Source organism: Lentzea californiensis, assembly GCF_024648825.1.
Lineage (GTDB): Bacteria > Actinomycetota > Actinomycetes > Mycobacteriales > Pseudonocardiaceae > Lentzea > Lentzea californiensis.
The window spans coordinates 265,360-281,287 of the sequence record NZ_JANBBE010000002.1; the positions used below are offsets into that span (position 1 = coordinate 265,360).

The 15,928-nt window shown below is 69.2% G+C and carries 16 protein-coding genes; 12 read left to right on the plus strand and 4 right to left on the minus strand.

The features are described from left to right. Positions 1-906 (minus strand): DUF4097 family beta strand repeat-containing protein, encoded by a 906-nt coding sequence (locus LX88_RS12165; RefSeq protein WP_258947883.1) that lies wholly within the window; start codon positions 904-906, stop codon positions 1-3. A 5-nt stretch (positions 907-911) separates the two neighbouring features. Beyond that, the gene (locus LX88_RS12170) at positions 912-1,424 is read right to left on the minus strand and encodes a toxin-antitoxin system HicB family antitoxin (protein ID WP_258947884.1); all 513 of its coding nucleotides are present in this window, start codon (positions 1,422-1,424) and stop codon (positions 912-914) included. A gap of 67 nt (positions 1,425-1,491) precedes the next feature. Between LX88_RS12170 and thyX the strand changes: the two genes are divergently transcribed. The 9 genes from thyX (at position 1,492) to atpB (ending at position 10,230) form a co-directional block, all read left to right on the plus strand. Beyond that, a complete protein-coding gene (thyX, locus tag LX88_RS12175; protein WP_090073867.1) occupies positions 1,492-2,196 on the plus strand; it encodes an FAD-dependent thymidylate synthase in 705 nt (234 codons plus the stop codon). A gap of 4 nt (positions 2,197-2,200) precedes the next feature. Further along, complete coding sequence (locus LX88_RS12180) at positions 2,201-2,602, plus strand: ACT domain-containing protein (protein ID WP_090073869.1); 402 nt, start codon at positions 2,201-2,203, stop codon at positions 2,600-2,602. A gap of 72 nt (positions 2,603-2,674) precedes the next feature. Next, positions 2,675-4,120: a serine/threonine-protein kinase gene (locus LX88_RS12185; protein ID WP_258947885.1), complete on the plus strand. Its 1,446-nt coding sequence runs from the start codon at positions 2,675-2,677 to the stop codon at positions 4,118-4,120. Positions 4,121-4,122: 2 nt separating this feature from the next. Next, the gene (locus tag LX88_RS12190; RefSeq protein WP_258947886.1) at positions 4,123-4,536 is read left to right on the plus strand and encodes a hypothetical protein; all 414 of its coding nucleotides are present in this window, start codon (positions 4,123-4,125) and stop codon (positions 4,534-4,536) included. Positions 4,537-4,561: 25 nt separating this feature from the next. Next, positions 4,562-5,173, plus strand: a complete 612-nt coding sequence (locus tag LX88_RS12195) for a TIGR03085 family metal-binding protein (RefSeq protein ID WP_258947887.1) — start codon at positions 4,562-4,564, stop codon at positions 5,171-5,173. Positions 5,174-5,192: 19 nt separating this feature from the next. Then, positions 5,193-6,089: a 4-hydroxy-tetrahydrodipicolinate synthase gene (gene dapA, locus LX88_RS12200; RefSeq protein ID WP_258947888.1), complete on the plus strand. Its 897-nt coding sequence runs from the start codon at positions 5,193-5,195 to the stop codon at positions 6,087-6,089. Beyond that, entirely contained in the window at positions 6,086-7,765 is a 1,680-nt protein-coding gene (locus LX88_RS12205; RefSeq protein WP_090073877.1) for a ribonuclease J, read from the plus strand. Before dapA ends, LX88_RS12205 begins: the two co-directional genes overlap by 4 nt. Positions 7,766-7,828: 63 nt before the next feature. After that, complete coding sequence (locus tag LX88_RS12210) at positions 7,829-9,349, plus strand: DUF8426 domain-containing protein (RefSeq protein WP_258947889.1); 1,521 nt, start codon at positions 7,829-7,831, stop codon at positions 9,347-9,349. A gap of 77 nt (positions 9,350-9,426) precedes the next feature. Continuing rightward, positions 9,427-10,230, plus strand: a complete 804-nt coding sequence (gene atpB / locus LX88_RS12215; RefSeq protein ID WP_258947890.1) for a F0F1 ATP synthase subunit A — start codon at positions 9,427-9,429, stop codon at positions 10,228-10,230. Here the strand turns inward: atpB and LX88_RS12220 are convergent. Next, entirely contained in the window at positions 10,227-10,841 is a 615-nt protein-coding gene (locus LX88_RS12220; RefSeq protein ID WP_177224662.1) for a class I SAM-dependent methyltransferase, read from the minus strand. The genes atpB and LX88_RS12220 overlap by 4 nt on opposite strands. 105 nt (positions 10,842-10,946) lie before the next feature. Here LX88_RS12220 and LX88_RS12225 point away from each other — a divergent pair, with 105 nt between their 5' ends. Genes LX88_RS12225 through LX88_RS12235 form a run of 3 tightly spaced genes read left to right on the plus strand, consistent with a single transcriptional unit; the run spans position 10,947 to position 15,182 of the window. Next, positions 10,947-13,751: an AfsR/SARP family transcriptional regulator gene (locus tag LX88_RS12225; protein WP_258947891.1), complete on the plus strand. Its 2,805-nt coding sequence runs from the start codon at positions 10,947-10,949 to the stop codon at positions 13,749-13,751. A 9-nt stretch (positions 13,752-13,760) separates the two neighbouring features. Next, positions 13,761-14,453, plus strand: a complete 693-nt coding sequence (locus tag LX88_RS12230; RefSeq protein WP_258947892.1) for an alpha/beta fold hydrolase — start codon at positions 13,761-13,763, stop codon at positions 14,451-14,453. Between the two features lie 48 nt (positions 14,454-14,501). Next, on the plus strand, positions 14,502-15,182 hold the full coding sequence (locus LX88_RS12235; protein ID WP_258947893.1) for a hypothetical protein: 681 nt from the start codon (positions 14,502-14,504) through the stop codon (positions 15,180-15,182). On the opposite strand, the gene LX88_RS12240 is transcribed toward LX88_RS12235, so the two are convergent. Further along, positions 15,079-15,822, minus strand: coding sequence for a lysophospholipid acyltransferase family protein (locus LX88_RS12240; protein ID WP_258948237.1), 744 nt, complete (start codon positions 15,820-15,822; stop codon positions 15,079-15,081). The two genes, LX88_RS12235 and LX88_RS12240, sit on opposite strands and share 104 nt — an antisense overlap. Positions 15,823-15,928 lie beyond the last annotated feature (106 nt).

The window sequence follows — 15,928 nt, forward strand, 5'->3', positions numbered from 1 at the left end:
TCAGTTCGAAGCGGCGGTCACCAGTGCGTTGCCGCTGCCCGTGCGGCCCGTGACCGTCAGGGCGGCGTCGCCCAGCGGCTGCGACGAGACGTCGAAGTCGCTGCGCGCGGTGCCGGACGTGGACACCAGGTCGACCCGCGCGAGCGTGCCCTGCCGGATGCCGACGCGGATGTGGCCCGAGCCCGTGCCGAGCTGGATCTCGCCGGAGGCCGCGTCGGCCACGGTCAGATCGCCGCTGCCGGTGCGGACCTGGACGTTGCCCTGCACGGCGCCCAGCCACACGTCACCGGTCCCGGTGATCAGCGTGCTGGTGCCGCCGACCGACGACACCTCGACGTCGCCGCTGCCCGTCTTGGCCTTCAGCGTCGAGAGCATCGTGCCCAGGCGCACGGTGCCGGCGCCCGAGTTCACCTTGGCCTCGCCGGTCGCGCGGTCCGCGGACACGCTGCCCGTGCCGGTGTTCAGGTCCAGACGACCCGCACCGCCCGTCACGACGACGTCAGCCGCACCGGTCCGTGACGACACGTGCGACCCCACGGGAGCCGTCACCACCACGGACAGAGGCACCGCACGCAACGGCAGCGCCTTCGACGACTCGATGCGCAAGCGGTTGCCCAGCAGTTCGACGCGTGCGTCGCGCACAGCCTCCTCGGGGCCTGCCGCGGGAGCGGTCTTGTCAGGGCCGAGCTGGCCGCTGACCCAGCTCAGCACGCTGGACAGGCCCTCGGTCCACGAGTTGCCCGCGTTCGGGTCGTGCCGCACTTCGACGTGCACGCCGGTGCCGTCGACCAGCTGCACCTGCACGCGGCCGCTGAGCAGTGAGATGTCGATCTCGGCCACGCCCGCGAACTCGAAGCTCTGCTGGCGCACGACGCCGGACGGTTCGCTGTCTGTCGGCTCTGTCATCCCGCTCACCCCTGCACCCATCCGCGGACGCGCGAGCCCGAGCCGGCGTTTCCGCTCCACCCCTTGTGCTGCTGCTTGTGCTTGCCGTGCACCGCGCCGCCCACGGCCTGCTGGATGAACGAGTTCAGCGACATGCCCTGAGCCGACGCGGCGGCCTCGGCCTTCGACTTGAGCTCGTTGATCATGCGCAGCGTGATGCGGCTGATGTCACCCGTGGCGTCACCCATGCCGAAGTTCGGCATCTCGTGACGCGGAGCGGGTTCCGGCTCCGGTTCCGCCGATCCCGTGACGACCACCTGGACGTCACGACCGGACAGGCGAACGTCCACGACCTGGCCTTCCAGGGAGGCGGTGACCTCCGCGGCCAGGTCGGACAGTGCGTTCATGATCGCCAGTCGCGCGGCTGGCTCGAGCGCTGCGGACAGTGCGGCGGCCGTGCGGCGGGTGTTCTCGTCCCCCGCGGATGCGGCCGTCGCCAGGTCCTCGCGCAGTGACGCGATGTACGGCGACAGATCCATGACACCACTATGACGTCATATCCGACATCGTGCAACCGCCGCGTGGCGTCAGGACTAGTGTCGGCCCATGCCGAGAGTGCGTTTGGTGGCCAAGACCGAGTTCATCGCGCCGGACGACGTGCCGTGGACGACCGACGCGGACGGCGGCGCGGCGCTCGTCGAGTTCGCCGGCCGGGCCTGCTACCAGTCGTGGGACCGCTCGAACCCCATGACGAACACCAACGCGACGTTCCTGCACCACCTGCTCGACGTCGGGCACCTCGCCGCGTTCGAGCACGGCAGCGCCTCGCTGTACCTGACCGAGCTGCCGCGCTCGCTCACCCACGAGTTGATCCGGCACCGGCACTTCTCGTACTCGCAGCTCTCCCAGCGCACCGACCCGACCGACGTCGTGGAACCGGACCTGATCGCACAGGACCCCGAGCTGCACGCCCGGTTCGTCGCCGCGACCGACGCGAGCCTCAAGGCGTACGAGGACCTGGTGCAGAGCCTCGAGAAGACCGTGAACGGCCGGCGCGCCCGGCAGATCGCACGGTCCGTGCTGCCCAACGCCACCGGCACCGAGATCGTCGTGACGGGCAACTACCGCTCGTGGCGCCACTTCATCGCGATGCGCGCGACCGAGCACATCAACGTCGAACTGCGCGAGCTCGCCATCGCGTGCCTGCGCGAACTGACGAAGGCGGCGCCCAACGCGTTCGCGGACTTCGTCATCTCGACACTCCCGGACGGCACGGAAGTTGCCTCCAGCCCACTCGTGGTTGAAGGCTGACGCCATGAAGCGGCTCATCGTGGACGTCCGGCCCGGCGAATACGCGGTCACTCGCCTGGCACCCGACGCGCCTGTCCCCAGCGGGCTGCTCGACCTCACCGACGTCCTGGTCTCCGTGACCAGGACCCCGGCCGAGCTGTCGATCATCGCGCCCGCGTCGTTCGCAATGGACGGTGACACGGCGGAAAAGGGCTGGCGGCTGCTGACCGTGCGCGGGCCCCTGGAGTTCACGCTCACCGGCATCATGGCTGCTCTGGCGGGTGAACTGGCGGCGGCGGGCGTCTCGCTGTTCGCGTTGTCCACTTACGACACGGACCACCTGTTGGTGAAGCACAAGGATCTGGGGCGCGCGGTGCTCGCCTTGCGTGCCGCAGGTCACGAACTGGTTGTAGCACCGGAAGCCTAGGAACCGATCCTCCGTGTGGCGGGTCTGAAGTACCGTCAACGCCCCCGGTTCCGAGGTTTGTAGGAGCGCACGTTGCACGGACAGGCTGTCGAACCACGCATCATCGCGGGCAGGTACGCCCTGATCGCGGAGCTCGGTCGGGGCGGCATGGGCATCGTCTGGCGCGCCCAGGACCGTCACATCGGACGCTTCGTGGCGATCAAGGAACTGCACCTGCCGGACGGCATCGCGCACGAGGAACGCCGTGTGCTCGAAGAGCGCGCTCTGCGTGAGGCGCGCACCGCCGGCAAGCTCAACGACCCCGCCGTCGTGACGGTCTACGACGCGATCAACGAGAACGGCCTGACCTACATCATCATGGAGCTGGTCGACGCGGCGACGCTGTCGACGTTGATCAGCACGCACGGCCCGATGCCGCCGAACCAGGTCGTGTCGATCGCGCTGCAGGCGTTGTCGGCGCTCGAGACCGCGCACCAGGCCGGGATCGTGCACCGCGACGTGAAGCCCGGCAACCTGATGGTGCGCCCGGACGGCAAGCTCAAGCTCACCGACTTCGGCATCGCCCAGGCCGTCGACGACCCGCGCCTGACGACCAGCGGCAGCCTCATCGGCTCCCCCGCCTACATGGCGCCGGAACGCATCCACGGCCACGAGGCCGGTCCCGCGTCCGACCTGTGGGCGCTGGGCGCGACCCTCTGCTACGCCGTCGAGGGCTGGAGCCCGTTCGAGCGCTCCTCCACGGCCTCGACGCTGCACGCGATCATGAGCGAGACGCCGCGCCTGACCCGTGCCACGGGCGTGCTCGGCGCCGTCATCACCGGTCTGCTGATCGCCGACCCGAACGCCCGGCTGTCCGGCCCGCAGGCCCGCGCGATGCTCGCCAGCATCGGCAACCAGCCGACGCCGCCCACCGGGATCCCGCCCGTGCAGACCCAGCAGTACCAGCAGGCCCCCGCCGCAGCCGACCCGGCGAAGAAGAAGCGCAACCGCGTCATCGCGCTGGTCGGCGCCGTGGCCATCGCCGCGGCGGCGTTCACCGGCGGCATCTTCGCCCACAAGGCGTTGACGACGCCCGGCGCCAGCGGCGGCAGCCAGGCGCTCACCTACGGCGAGGGTGCCGAGATCCCGGTGTTCGGTCTCTACGAGAACACGTGCGGCATCGGCGACGTCGCACCGGCCAAGCTGCTCAACGCGGACACCCGCGAGGAGTGCGACAAGCCGCACGACTTCGAGGTGTTCGACGTGATCGACACGTTGCCCATCCAGTCGAACCTCCCCGACGCCGCGTATCCGGGCCTCGACGCGCTCAAGGGCCTCGGCGTCTCCCGCTGCGAGATGACGCTGAGCTCGGCATGGGTCAAGGACGGTGAGAAGCTCAAGCTCACGACCTTGGTCCCGAGCGAGAGCGCGTGGACCAAGGACAAGGACGGCAACGCGGAGCGCAAGATCTGGTGCATCGCCAGTGCCGGGGACGGCAGCAAACTCGACGGAACCATCAGCACGAAGAAGGACAACTGAACGTGAAGAGCCGGATCGTTCCCGCCCTCCTGGCCCTCGGCTGCGCGGCCGCCCTGACGGCGTGCGGCAACAACGAGGACAAGTTCGTCTCCGAACTCAAGGCCGCCGGGTTCAGCAACCCGGGCGAGCCCACCACGGAGAAGGAGAAGAAGTCCAAGAAGGTCGGCAAGCGCACGGTCAAGTCCTCGGAGAAGACCATCGAGGTCGTGGTGCGGGTGAAGGGCTGCGACCTGGAGTTCGCCAAGATCTCGGGGCAGTCCGGCTACTGGCTCGACGAGCTGCACGTCAACGGGCAGGAACCGGAGTGGCCCGGCTACCCGGAGAACCTGAACCGCGACCAGGTGGTCAAGCTCCTCGCCGACAACTCGGCCAAGCCGGACGGTTTCAAGAGCTGTTACAAGCCGAACGAGGCCTGAGATCGGGTTGTGGTGCAATGGGCGTGTGAGCCTCGCCCGTGACGAGCGCAAAGCGCTGGTCGACCTGATGACCGAGCTCGGCCCCGACGCGCCGACGTTGTGCGGCACGTGGCTGACCAAGGACTTGGCCGCGCACCTCGCGATCCGCGAGCGCCGCCTCGACACCGCGCCCGGCATCCTGCTGCCGGTGTTCACCAAGTGGACGGAGAAGGTCCAGGAGGACTACGCGCACAAGGCGTGGAGCGAACTCCTGGACCTGGTGCGCGTGCCCCCGTTCTGGGTCAAGCCGATCGACGAGCTCGTGAACACCGGCGAGTACTTCGTGCACCACGAGGACGTGCGGCGCGCACAGGCCGACTGGGAGCCACGCCCGTACGACGCCCGGCGCGAGGCGACGTTGTGGAAGCTGCTGCCGTTCACCGCCCGGATGACGTACAGGTCGTCGCCCGTGGGCGTGACTTTGGTGCGCCCCGACGGCGAGCACGTCGTCGCCAAGCAGGGTGCGAACGGAGTGGTGATCACCGGCGAGGTGGCCGAGCTCGTGGTGCTGGCGTTCGGGCGCGACGAGGCCCGAGTGGAATACAGCGGTGACGCCGACGCGGTGCAACGGGTGCGGTCGTTGAACCGAAGCGTCTGAACTCGGGTAGTTTCTGCGCATGCCAGGAAGCCCCTACGCAGGGACGGACCGCCCGTTCGGCCGCGTACTCACCGCCATGGTCACGCCTTTCGACTCGCGCGGCGAGGTCGATCTCCCCAAGGCGCAGGAACTGGCGAAACACCTGGTGGACCTGGGCAACGACGGCCTGGTCGTGAACGGCACGACCGGCGAGAGCCCGACGACGACCGATCGGGAGAAGGCCGCGCTGATCACGGCGGTCGTCGAAGCCGTGGGCGACCGCGCGAGCGTGGTCGCCGGCGCGGGCACGTACGACACCGCGCACAGCGTCCACCTGGTGGAGCAGGCCGCCAAGGCCGGTGCACACGGTGTGCTGGTCGTGACGCCGTACTACTCGCGGCCTCCGCAGGAAGGCCTGCTGGCACACTTCACCGCCATCGCCGACGCCTCCGAGCTGCCGGTGATGCTCTACGACATCCCGCCGCGCGCGGTCGTGCCGATCGAGGTCGACACGCTCCTGCGCCTGGCGGAACACCCGCGGATCCTGGCCGTGAAGGACGCCAAGGGCGACCTGCACGCGGGCAGCAGGGTGATCGCGAGCACCGACCTCGCCTACTACTCGGGTGACGACCCGCTGAACCTGCCGTGGCTGTCCGTGGGCGCGGTCGGGTTTGTGAGCGTCATCGGCCACCTCGCCGCGGACCGTCTCCGCGACATGGCCGACGCCTACGAGTCCGGTGACGTGGTGCGCGCGAAGGAGATCCACGAGTCGTTGCTGCCGCTGCTGCGACCTTTCCGCCGGGTTCCCGGCGTGACGTACACGAAGGCGGCGCTGCGCCTGCGCGGACTGGACGTGGGGGAACCCCGTCTGCCGCTGGTACCTGCCGCCGCCGAAGACATCGAGGCCATCGCGGCCGAACTGGGAGTTAACGCGTGACCCACTCGACCGAACTGCCGCCCGCACTGCCGGAAGGCGGCCTCCGCGTCGTCGCTCTCGGCGGAATTGGCGAGATCGGCCGCAACATGACCGTCTTCGAGCACGCCGGCCGGCTGCTCGTCGTCGACTGCGGCGTTCTGTTCCCCGAAGACGACCAGCCGGGCGTCGACCTGATCCTGCCCGACTTCCGGGCCATCGAGGACCGGCTCGACGACATCGATGCCATCGTCCTGACGCACGGCCACGAGGACCACATCGGCGCCGTGCCGTTCATGCTGAAGCTGCGCCCCGACGTGCAGGTCGTGGGTTCCCGCTTCACGCTGGCGCTGCTCGCCGCCAAGTGCCGTGAGCACCGCCAGACCCCGCGCCTGGTGGAGGTGAAGGAGGGGGAGCGGCGCTCGTACGGGCCGTTCGAGCTCGAGTTCTTCGCCGTCAACCACTCCATCCCGGACGCGCTGGCCGTGGCCATCCGCACCTCCGCGGGGCTCGTCCTGCACACCGGCGACATCAAGCTCGACCAGCTGCCCCTGGACGGTCGCCTGACCGACCTGGCGGGCTTCTCGCGCCTCGGCGACGAGGGCGTCGACCTCTTCCTGGTCGACTCGACCAACGCCGAGGTGCCCGGTTTCGTGGTGCCCGAGCGCGAGATCGGCCCCGTGCTGGAGAACGTGATCCGCAAGGCCGACCAGCGGGTCATCGTGGCCTGCTTCGCCTCGCACGTGCACCGCGTCCAGCAGGTGCTGGACGTCGCCGTGCAGTACAAGCGCAAGATCGCGTTCGTCGGCCGGTCGATGGTCCGCAACATGGGCATCGCGTCCGACCTGGGCTTCCTGAACGTGCCCGACGGCCTGTTCGTCGACCTCGACGTCGCGATGCGGATGGAGGAGGACGAGGTCATCTTCGTCTCCACCGGGTCGCAGGGCGAGCCGCTGTCGGCGCTGTCGCGCATGGCCCGCGGCGACCACCGCCAGATCTCGATCCGCGAGGGCGACACGGTGATCCTCGCGTCGTCGCTCATCCCCGGCAACGAGAACGCGGTCTTCAACGTCGTCAACGGCCTCGCCAAGCTCGGCGCGACCGTCGTGCACCAGGGCAACGCCAAGGTGCACGTCTCCGGCCACTCACCGGCCGGCGAACTCCTGTTCCTCTACAACGCCGTGCGGCCGTCCAACGTGATGCCGGTGCACGGCGAGTGGCGCCACCTCCGCGCGAACGCGGCCCTCGCGGTCGCCACCGGTGTAGCCGAGGACCACGTCGTGATCGCCGAGGACGGCGTCGTCGTGGACCTGATCGACGGCAAGGCAGCAGTCTCCGGCCGCGTCGTCGTCGGCCACGTGTACGTCGACGGCCTGTCCGTGGGCGACGTGGGCGAGTCGACGCTGTCCGACCGCCTGGTGCTGGGCGAGGGCGGCTTCATCTCGATCTCGGTCGCCATCGACCGGACGACGGGCCGCGCCGTGACGTCGCCGACGATCTCCGGCCGTGGCTTCTCCGACGACCCCAAGGCGCTGGAGGCCGTCGTTCCGCTCGTGGAGATGGAGCTGGCGCGCACCGAGGCCGAGGGCATCAGCGACACGCACCGGATCGCCCAGGCCGTGCGCCGCGTGGTCGGGCGTTGGGTGGCGGAAACCTACCGCCGCCGTCCGATGATCGTGCCGACCGTCATTCCGGTCTAGCTGGATCAGTTCGGCAGCGAACGAGTCACTCGGTACTGTCGTCCCCTCTTAGGAGGGGGCGACATGGGTGAACCACTCGCCGCGTGGCTCGTGCGCGGAGGCAAAGACGGTGAACGCGAGGCTGACGCGCTCGGCCAGGGCCTCTTCATCGCGGGCTGGCCAGGCCTGGGTGACATCAGCGGGTGCTCGGACCGCGACGAGCTGAGGCTCGCGTTGCGCGCCGCCTATCCGCTGTCCAAGAAGGGCTCGATCGACAACTGGACCGGCCAGCTCTGGCGGTTGCTGCGGGAGATCGAGGTGGACGACCACGTCGTCATGCCGCTGAAGAGGACGAGGCTGATCGCGATCGGCCGGGTGAGCGGCGAGTACCGGTATCGCACCGAGTGCCCGCCCGGCTTCCAGCACGTGCGACCGGTCGAGTGGCTGCACACCGACCTGCCGCGCGATGCGGTGGGACCGGATCTGCTGCCGAGCCTGGGATCGCTGCTCACCATCGCAGGTCTGCGCCGGTTCGGCGCCGCGCGGAGGATCGCGGAGCTGGCCGGGTCCGGTGTGGATCCGGGCTCTGGCGTCGGAGACGCGGTGAGCGGCGTGCCCGCCGACGCCGTGTCGTTCCTGGCGGCCGCGGTGCAGTCGGCGCCGGAACGGCCCGTGCGGATCACAGTGCTGCAGTTGCTGCGGTTGTTCGGCGCGAGCCGCAAGTCGGCCGGCGTGTCGGCCACGATCGAGCTCGCGCTGGAGGAGAACGGACTCGTCTCCAAGCCGTCGATCATGCAGAGCGACGCGGACGACGTCGTCTCGCTGGAACCGGTCGTCGACGACACCTCGCCGGTCGAGTCCGAGGTGGCGGATCCGGTGGAGGAACGCCTGATCAGGCTGCACGTCGGTCGGATCAGGTCGGCCACGGCCGGCGTGGTCTCGGTACAGCTGCACGACCCGTTGGTCAAAGCTCGGACGCTCATGCTCACCCACAACTTCTCGCAGCTCGCGGTGATCGAGGAGAACGGCGAGTTCCGGGGCGCGGTCAGCTGGGAGTCCATCGGTCAGGCGGACATGGCGGAACGTGCGGCGCAGGTCGAGGACGCGCTGATGCACGCACGGGTGGTCGAGCACAACGAGGACCTGCTCAACCAGATCGCCGAGATCTACGCCAGCGGCTACGTGTTCGTCCGTGGCGCAGATCGCGCGATCAGCGGCATCATCACCGCAGCGGACCTCACGCAGCAGTTCGACGGCGTGGTGCGGCCGTTCGTGTTGCTGGAGGAGATAGAACAACGCCTGCACCGGACCATGGGTGCCGTCTTCGCGGTCGAGGAGATCGCAGCGAAGGCCAGTTCTCGCCAGAGGCAGCAGATCCTGGACGGGCAGAAGCCGATGCTCGGCCTCTACCAGCAGGTGATCAAAGACGAACAGATGTGGCGGCGGCTGCGGTGGCGGCTCGACCATGAAGCGTTCTTGCGCCTGTTCAACCAGGTCCGCGAGATGCGCAACAGCTTGATGCACTTCAGCGGCGGCGTGCTGTCCGATGAGGAGCTGGCACCGCTGCACGGGTTGTTGCGCATGTTGCGCGTGGTCGATCCGTGACCGTGACCCTGCTGTGATCTGCGTCCCCCTCGTCCGATAAGGTCTACTCCCAGACCATGGACGAGGGGGTTCGCCCAATGGCCGGTAACGACGTTTTCAGCCCACCGGGCAAAGACGACATTCTTCTCCCACCGATTTTCACCTGGCACGAGCCGCTCGGCCTGCCGTTCGACTTCTCGGTGACCAAACCGCAGGCCCTGCTGGTGCTGTCGGTGGCGATCATCCTGACCTTCTTCCTGGTCACGACCAGGAGCATGAAGATCATCCCGACCCGCTGGCAGTTCGCCGCCGAATCGGTCTACGACTTCGGCCGCAACACCATCGCGCGGGAGCAGATCGGCGCCAAGGAATTCGCGCCGTACGTGCCGCTGATCGTCAGCATCTTCTGCTTCGTGCTGGTGAACAACGTCTACGGCGTGATTCCGTTCATCCAGTTCCCGACGTTCACGCACAGCGGGTTCCCGGCGGCCGTCGCGCTGCTGATCATCTTTCCGCTATACCACTACGTGGGCATCCGCAAGTTCGGCCTCAAGGGCTACCTGCGCAACCAGTTCATCATCAAGGACGTGCCGAAGCCCGTGCTGTGGGGGCTGCTGATCCCGACCGAGGTCATCCTCAAGTTCTTCTTCGACCCGGTGAACCTCGCGATCCGGGTGTTCGCGGCGATGTTCGCCGGGCACCTGCTGATCCTGGTGTTCACACTCGGCAGCGAGTTCCTGCTGTTCAACGCGCCGGTCTACCTGAAGCCGGTGTCACTGCTGGGCTTCGCGCTCGCCATCGCGCTGTTCTTCCTGGAGGCGCTGGTGCAGGTCCTGCAGGCGTACATCTTCGCCCTGCTGTCGGCACACTTCATCGGCCGCGCGCTGGCCGAGCAGCACTAGGGGCGCTGGCACACCAGGTGCAGCGACTCCTCGGGCATGGCGCCGGGGTAGGACGGGGTGAAGACCGGCCGGCTCCGGCGCACGACCCGCAGGCCGACCTCGCCCAGGTGCGCCTCGAAGTTCTCCTCGGAGAACGACGACACCTGGATCTCCTGGCCCATCCAGGGCAGGGTGACCTGCTCGACGTCGACGGCCACGGTGGCGAGGAAGAAGTGACCGCCTGGCCGCAGCCACGTCGAGATCTGGCCGAGGGTCCGGATGATCTCGGCCTGGGTCATCTGCAGCAGCGAGAAGACGGCGCAGATGACGTCCCACGAGCCGGGGGGTGACTCGAAGTCGCGGATGTCGATCTTGTGGAAGCTGGCGTCGGGGACCTGGGCCGACGCGATGTCGACCATGACCGGGGAGACGTCGAGGCCGGTCACCTTCATGCCCGCCTTGGCCAGGGTGCGCGCCACGGGAACGCCCGTGCCGCAGCCGATGTCCAGCACGCGCGAGCCCGAGGGCTGCGTCGCGGCGAACCAGGCGAGAGTGCCGTGCAGTGCGGGCTGGTGCGACCAAGCGCGTTGGTATTCCAGCCCGAGCGTGTCGAATACCTCGGCCGCGTTCATTTCCCCGCCCCTCATTTCGACCCAATCCACCTGAGTGAAGTGTGGAGAACCTCTCTGCACGCCTTCTGGATGGCTTCTGGACGAAAACTGACGGTAGGTTGCTAGATGAACGCGGACAGCGACGAAGTGAGAACACTGGTGCAGAACGAGTTGCGCGTCAGCTTGCTGGGCGCGCTCGCGGCCACGGTGGACGGTGAGGAGCTCACGCTCGGTCCGCCGCGGCAGAGGGCTGTGCTCGCGGTGCTCGCGTTGCGCGCCAATCACGTGGTGTCGCGCAGTGAACTCATCGACGCCGTATGGGGCGATGATCCACCCGCCAGCGCCGACAACGGCATCCACACCTACGTCGCCGGGCTCCGCCGGTTGTTCGAGCCGGACAGGGCGTCGCGGGCGCCGAGCGCCGTGCTGCTCTCCACGGACGCTGGATACTTGCTGAGGCTCCCGTCCGGCAGTTCCGACGCCGCCGTGTTCCGCTCCCACCTGGACGAGGCCGGACGGCTGCGGGACCAGCCGGTCGAGGCCGTCGCCGCCTTCGACGCCGCACTGGAGTTGTGGCGGGGCGTCGCCCTGGACGGCGTGCCGGGTCCGTTCGCGGCGGTGGAGCGTGCGCGTCTGGCCGAGATGCGGCTCACGGCCGTGGAACAGCGTGCGGCGCTGATGCTGATGGTCGGGCGTGAGACCGAGGTGGCGGCGGAGCTGACGACGCTGGTCACCGCGCACCCGTTGCGCGAGAGGCTGCACGGCCTGCTGATGTCCGCGCTGTACCGCAGCGGCAGGCAGGCGGAGGCGCTGGCCGTGTACGCGGACCTGCGCCGGCTGCTGATCGAGGAGCTCGGCATCGAGCCCGGTCCCGAACTGCGTCAGCTGCACGAACAGGTACTCGTCGGCCGTCCCGACCCGCAGCCGGAACCGGTGGCGCCCGCGCTGGTGCCCGTCCAGCTGCCGCACGAGATCCGCGACTTCACCGGCCGCGAGAAGGAACTGGCGAAGCTCGCCGAGGTCGTCCCGCACGACCACTCGCCGGTGCTCGTCGCGATCACCGGCACCGGCGGCGTCGGCAAGACGGCGCTGGCCGTGCGGTTCGCGCACCAGGTGGCCGCGCGGTTCCCCGACGGTCAGCTGCACGTCGACCTGCGCGGGTTCGACTCGTCGGCACCGCCCGTGCAGCCCGGCGCCGCGTTGCACCAGCTGTTGCAGAGCCTCGGCGTGCCGTCCGAACGCATCCCGGAGGACGTGCCCGCGAAGTCCGCGCTGTACCGCAGCGTCCTCGCGGGCAAACGGGTTCTGGTGCTGCTCGACAACGCGCGGCTGGCCGAGCAGGTCCGTCCGCTGCTGCCGGGCCGGTCGACGTCGATGGTGCTCGTGACGTCCCGCAACCACCTCGGCGGGCTCGTCGCCCGCGACGGCGCGCACTCGATGACGTTGTCGACCCTCACTCGTGACGAGGGCCTGGCGCTGCTGACGTCCGCGGTGGGCTCGGACCGGGTCGCCGCCGAACCGGCCGCCGCCGCGAAGCTCGTCGAGCTGTGCGGGCACCTGCCGCTGGCGGTGCGGATCGCGGCCGAACGGGTCGTGACGCGGCCGCACCTGACGCTGGCCGACCTCGCGAGCGACCTGGCCGACGAGCACGACCGGTTGAACGTGCTGGCGACGGGCGACGACGAGGACACGGCCGTGCGCGCCGCCTTCTCGTGGTCGTACCTGGCCCTGAAACCCGACGCGGCCAGGACGTTCCGGCTGATCGGCCTGCACCCCGGCGCCGAGATCAGCCTGAACGCCGTGGCGGCGCTCGCGGGCGTGCCGGTGTCGCGGGCGCGGACGCTGGTGGACGTGCTGGCGGGCGGGCACATGCTGGAGGAGGTCGCGCGCGGCCGGTTCCGGATGCACGACCTGCTTCGCCTGTACGCCACCGAACTCAGCGCCTCCGAGGAGTCGTCCGACGGCCGCGGCGAGGCCGTGGCGCGCCTGCTGGGCTGGTACTTCGACACCGCGAACGCCGCCGGCACCGTCATCGCGCCGCCCGACCACCCGGCGTTCCTGCTGCCGCCACTGTCCACTCAGGACTTCACCTCGCACGACGACGCCTTCACCTGGTGCCGCACGGAGTCCTCGAACCTGCTGGCGGTGGCGAGACTCGCCGAGGAGCAGCATTCGCCGGCGGCGTGGCAGATCCCGGTGGCCCTGTGGAACTACTTCATCGTGTCGAGCGCGCTGGACGAGTGGACGCGCACGTACCGCGTCGCCGAACGCGCCGCGACCCGTGACGGCAACCAGGCGGCCCGCGCGTGGGCGGTGCACGGCCAGGGGCTGTCGGCGTTCCGCGGGCAGCGTTTCGCGGACGCGCTGGAACTCTTCGACCGCGCGCTCGCCATCCGGCACGAGATCGGTGACGCCGTCGGCGCCGCGTGGAGCCTCACGGGTCTGGGCATGGCGTACGGCGGCCTGCGCCAGTTCGACCTCGCCGTCGACAGGTTCGGCGAGGCCCTGAGGCGGCACGCCGCGGTCGGCTCGTGGTTCGGCGAGGGCGGCACGAGGCTGTTCCTGAGCGACATCCTGCGATCGGCCGGTCAGTTCGAGGGATCGCTGGCGTCCGCGCGGACGGCGTTCGAGCTGATGGACTCGCACGACGCCGTGCACGGCAAGGCGATGGCGCTGGTCAGCATCGGCTGGGCGCAGTCGAAGCTGGGCGACCGGGTCGAGGCGCGTGACTCGTTCCGGCACGCGATCGAGTTCCTGCGGGTGCTCGGTGACCGCAAGTCTCTCGCGGAGGCGTTGCACGGGCTGGGGGAGACGAGCGCGGGGCAGCCCGACGTGGCGCGGACGTACCTGCTGGAAGCGCTGACGATCTACGAGGACTACGACCACCCGCTCACTCCCGAAGTGCGGGCGAGGCTGCACGAGCTGGGGTAGAACGGCTTCGTGCATTTCGCGGAGCACGGTGCCGGCGTCCCGGTGCTCGCCCTTCACGGCTGGACTCCCGACCACCGTTTGATGCTCGGGTGTCTGGAACCGCTCTTCGAGACCAGGCCGGGCTACCGGCGCCTGTATCCCGACCTGCCGGCGATGGGGAAGTCACCGGCGGACGGAGTGGCTTCCAGCGACGACGTGCTCGCCGCCGTCGAGGAACTCGTCGACGCCGAGATCGGTGACGAACCGTTCCTGCTGGTCGGCGAATCGTACGGCGGCTACCTCTACCGCGCTCTCGCCCACCGCCGTCCGCATCAGGTGCACGGGCTCGCCTTGATCTGCCCGACCGGCACGAAGGTGCGCGCGGCCGACCGGACGGTGCCGCTCTTCGAGGTGCGCCGGTCGGACGGCGCCGAACTCGATCCCGCCCTAACCGCGCAGTGCGACGGCATGGCCGTGGCGCGGATCGAGGTCAGGAGGGAACTGCCGGCAGGTCCGGAGCGCGGGACCTACGAACGGCCGGCACTGTTCCTGACCGGCCGCCAGGACAACATCACCGGGTACGAGGACGTGTACGCGTTGCTTTCGCACTACCCGTACGCGTCGTTCGTCGTTCTCGACACCGCCGGGCACGACCTGCAGATCGAGCAGCCGGTGTTGTTCAACGCGCTCATGGGGGACTGGCTGGACCGAGTCGCTCAGTAGGGGAGATCCCTGATGTGCTCGCGCTGATACGTAGGCAAGCTACATGTCATGCAGAAGCGCGCTCGGACCCTGTTGGTGTGGCTGCACGTCGTCACGTCCGTGGGCTGGCTCAGCCAGGCCGTGGCGTTGCTCGCCCTCGTGCTCTACGGCATGAAGACGGGCGATCTCGACGCGTTCAGAATGGCGCGCTACCTCGACCACGAGGTGCTCGCGATCATGGCCAACACCAGTGCCTTCAGCGGGTTCATGCTCAGCGCCACGACGCCGTGGGGCTACTTCCGGCACTGGTGGGTGCTCGCGAAGTTCGTGATCACGGTCAGTCAGCTCTACATCGGCATCTTCATCCTGAGCGGCAACCTCCAGGAGGCCGTGGACGGGCACGTCACGGCGTGGATGCCCGTCGGCACGTCGCTCATGATCGGTGCGATCGCGTTCCAGGCGTGGCTCAGCGTCGCGAAACCGTGGCGCCGCACGCCGTGGGCGGCCCCGTTGGTCAAGCTGCCCACGGCTAGCGCGTTCACGTTCATCGCGGCGCTGGTCATCCCGATCATCGACTTCGCGATCAGCCTGTGGCGGGGCAACCCGATGCCGTTGCTCATGCTGATCACGGTGATCGGCTACTCGATCACGCGGGCCGCCAGGGCGAGACGCCGGTCGTCGGGCGCGTCGGGTCGTGGAAGCGCGGCAGGTCCGGCTCGTCGAGGCGCAACGGCACCAAGCCCTCGGTGATCGCGACCATGATCCGCTCGTGGGCACGCCGGGCGTCGCCCATCGTCTCGGCCTTGAGGTCGGACAGCTCGACCGGCTTGCCGAAGTGGACCTTGAACGTCGGCCGCTTGCGCACCGCGCGCAGCCACGACGTCAGGTAGGGCAACGCGTCCCTCCAGCCGGAGACGTGCAGGTTGCCCCAGTACACGGCCTCGTGCGCGCCCCACTGGCTGATGGGGATCACCGGGATGTCGCCGCCAAGGGCCATGCGGGCGACGCCGGTCTTGCCGCGCTCCGGCCACATGCCGGGGTCCAGGCTGATCTTGCCCTCGGGGTAGACGGCGATCGGGTCGCCGCCCTTCTGCAACGCCGCGACGGCGCGGTGCATCGCCTCGCCCGCGTTCGCCGACCGCCGGTCGACGCGCAGGTGACCGCAGGCCTTCAGGGCCGGGCCCATGACCGGTGCGTCGAGCAGGCCGCCCGCGAGCATGAAGCGCGGGTTGACGCCGATCTTGCGGCAGGCCGCGATGAGCACCATCGGGTCGAGGTTGCCGATGTGGTTGGAGGCGAGCAGCAACGGCTTGCCGAGCAGCTCCGGCGGGATGTCGCCCGATACCTCGAGCTTGCCGGTCAGCGCGATCAGGCCCCGGTCGACCACCATGAGCACGCGCCAGAAAAGCGGTGTGGACACGCGGGGCAGCGTACGGCGTGTCGGAACGACACCGTGCCCGATCGGGGGAACCATGGGGATTCGCACGTGTCCCAGT

What these genes read in the sequence shown, in the direction of transcription:
- LX88_RS12165 (WP_258947883.1), bottom strand. Translation starts at nt 906, where the DNA reads ATGACAGAGCCGACAGACAGCGAACCGTCCGGCGTCGTGCGCCAGCAG.
- LX88_RS12170 (WP_258947884.1), bottom strand. Translation starts at nt 1,424, where the DNA reads ATGGATCTGTCGCCGTACATCGCGTCACTGCGCGAGGACCTGGCGACG.
- thyX (WP_090073867.1), top strand. Translation starts at nt 1,492, where the DNA reads ATGCCGAGAGTGCGTTTGGTGGCCAAGACCGAGTTCATCGCGCCGGAC.
- LX88_RS12180 (WP_090073869.1), top strand. Translation starts at nt 2,201, where the DNA reads ATGAAGCGGCTCATCGTGGACGTCCGGCCCGGCGAATACGCGGTCACT.
- dapA (WP_258947888.1), top strand. Translation starts at nt 5,193, where the DNA reads ATGCCAGGAAGCCCCTACGCAGGGACGGACCGCCCGTTCGGCCGCGTA.
- LX88_RS12210 (WP_258947889.1), top strand. Translation starts at nt 7,829, where the DNA reads ATGGGTGAACCACTCGCCGCGTGGCTCGTGCGCGGAGGCAAAGACGGT.
- atpB (WP_258947890.1), top strand. Translation starts at nt 9,427, where the DNA reads ATGGCCGGTAACGACGTTTTCAGCCCACCGGGCAAAGACGACATTCTT.
- LX88_RS12220 (WP_177224662.1), bottom strand. Translation starts at nt 10,841, where the DNA reads ATGAACGCGGCCGAGGTATTCGACACGCTCGGGCTGGAATACCAACGC.
- LX88_RS12225 (WP_258947891.1), top strand. Translation starts at nt 10,947, where the DNA reads ATGAACGCGGACAGCGACGAAGTGAGAACACTGGTGCAGAACGAGTTG.
- LX88_RS12235 (WP_258947893.1), top strand. Translation starts at nt 14,502, where the DNA reads ATGCAGAAGCGCGCTCGGACCCTGTTGGTGTGGCTGCACGTCGTCACG.
- LX88_RS12240 (WP_258948237.1), bottom strand. Translation starts at nt 15,822, where the DNA reads ATGGTGGTCGACCGGGGCCTGATCGCGCTGACCGGCAAGCTCGAGGTA.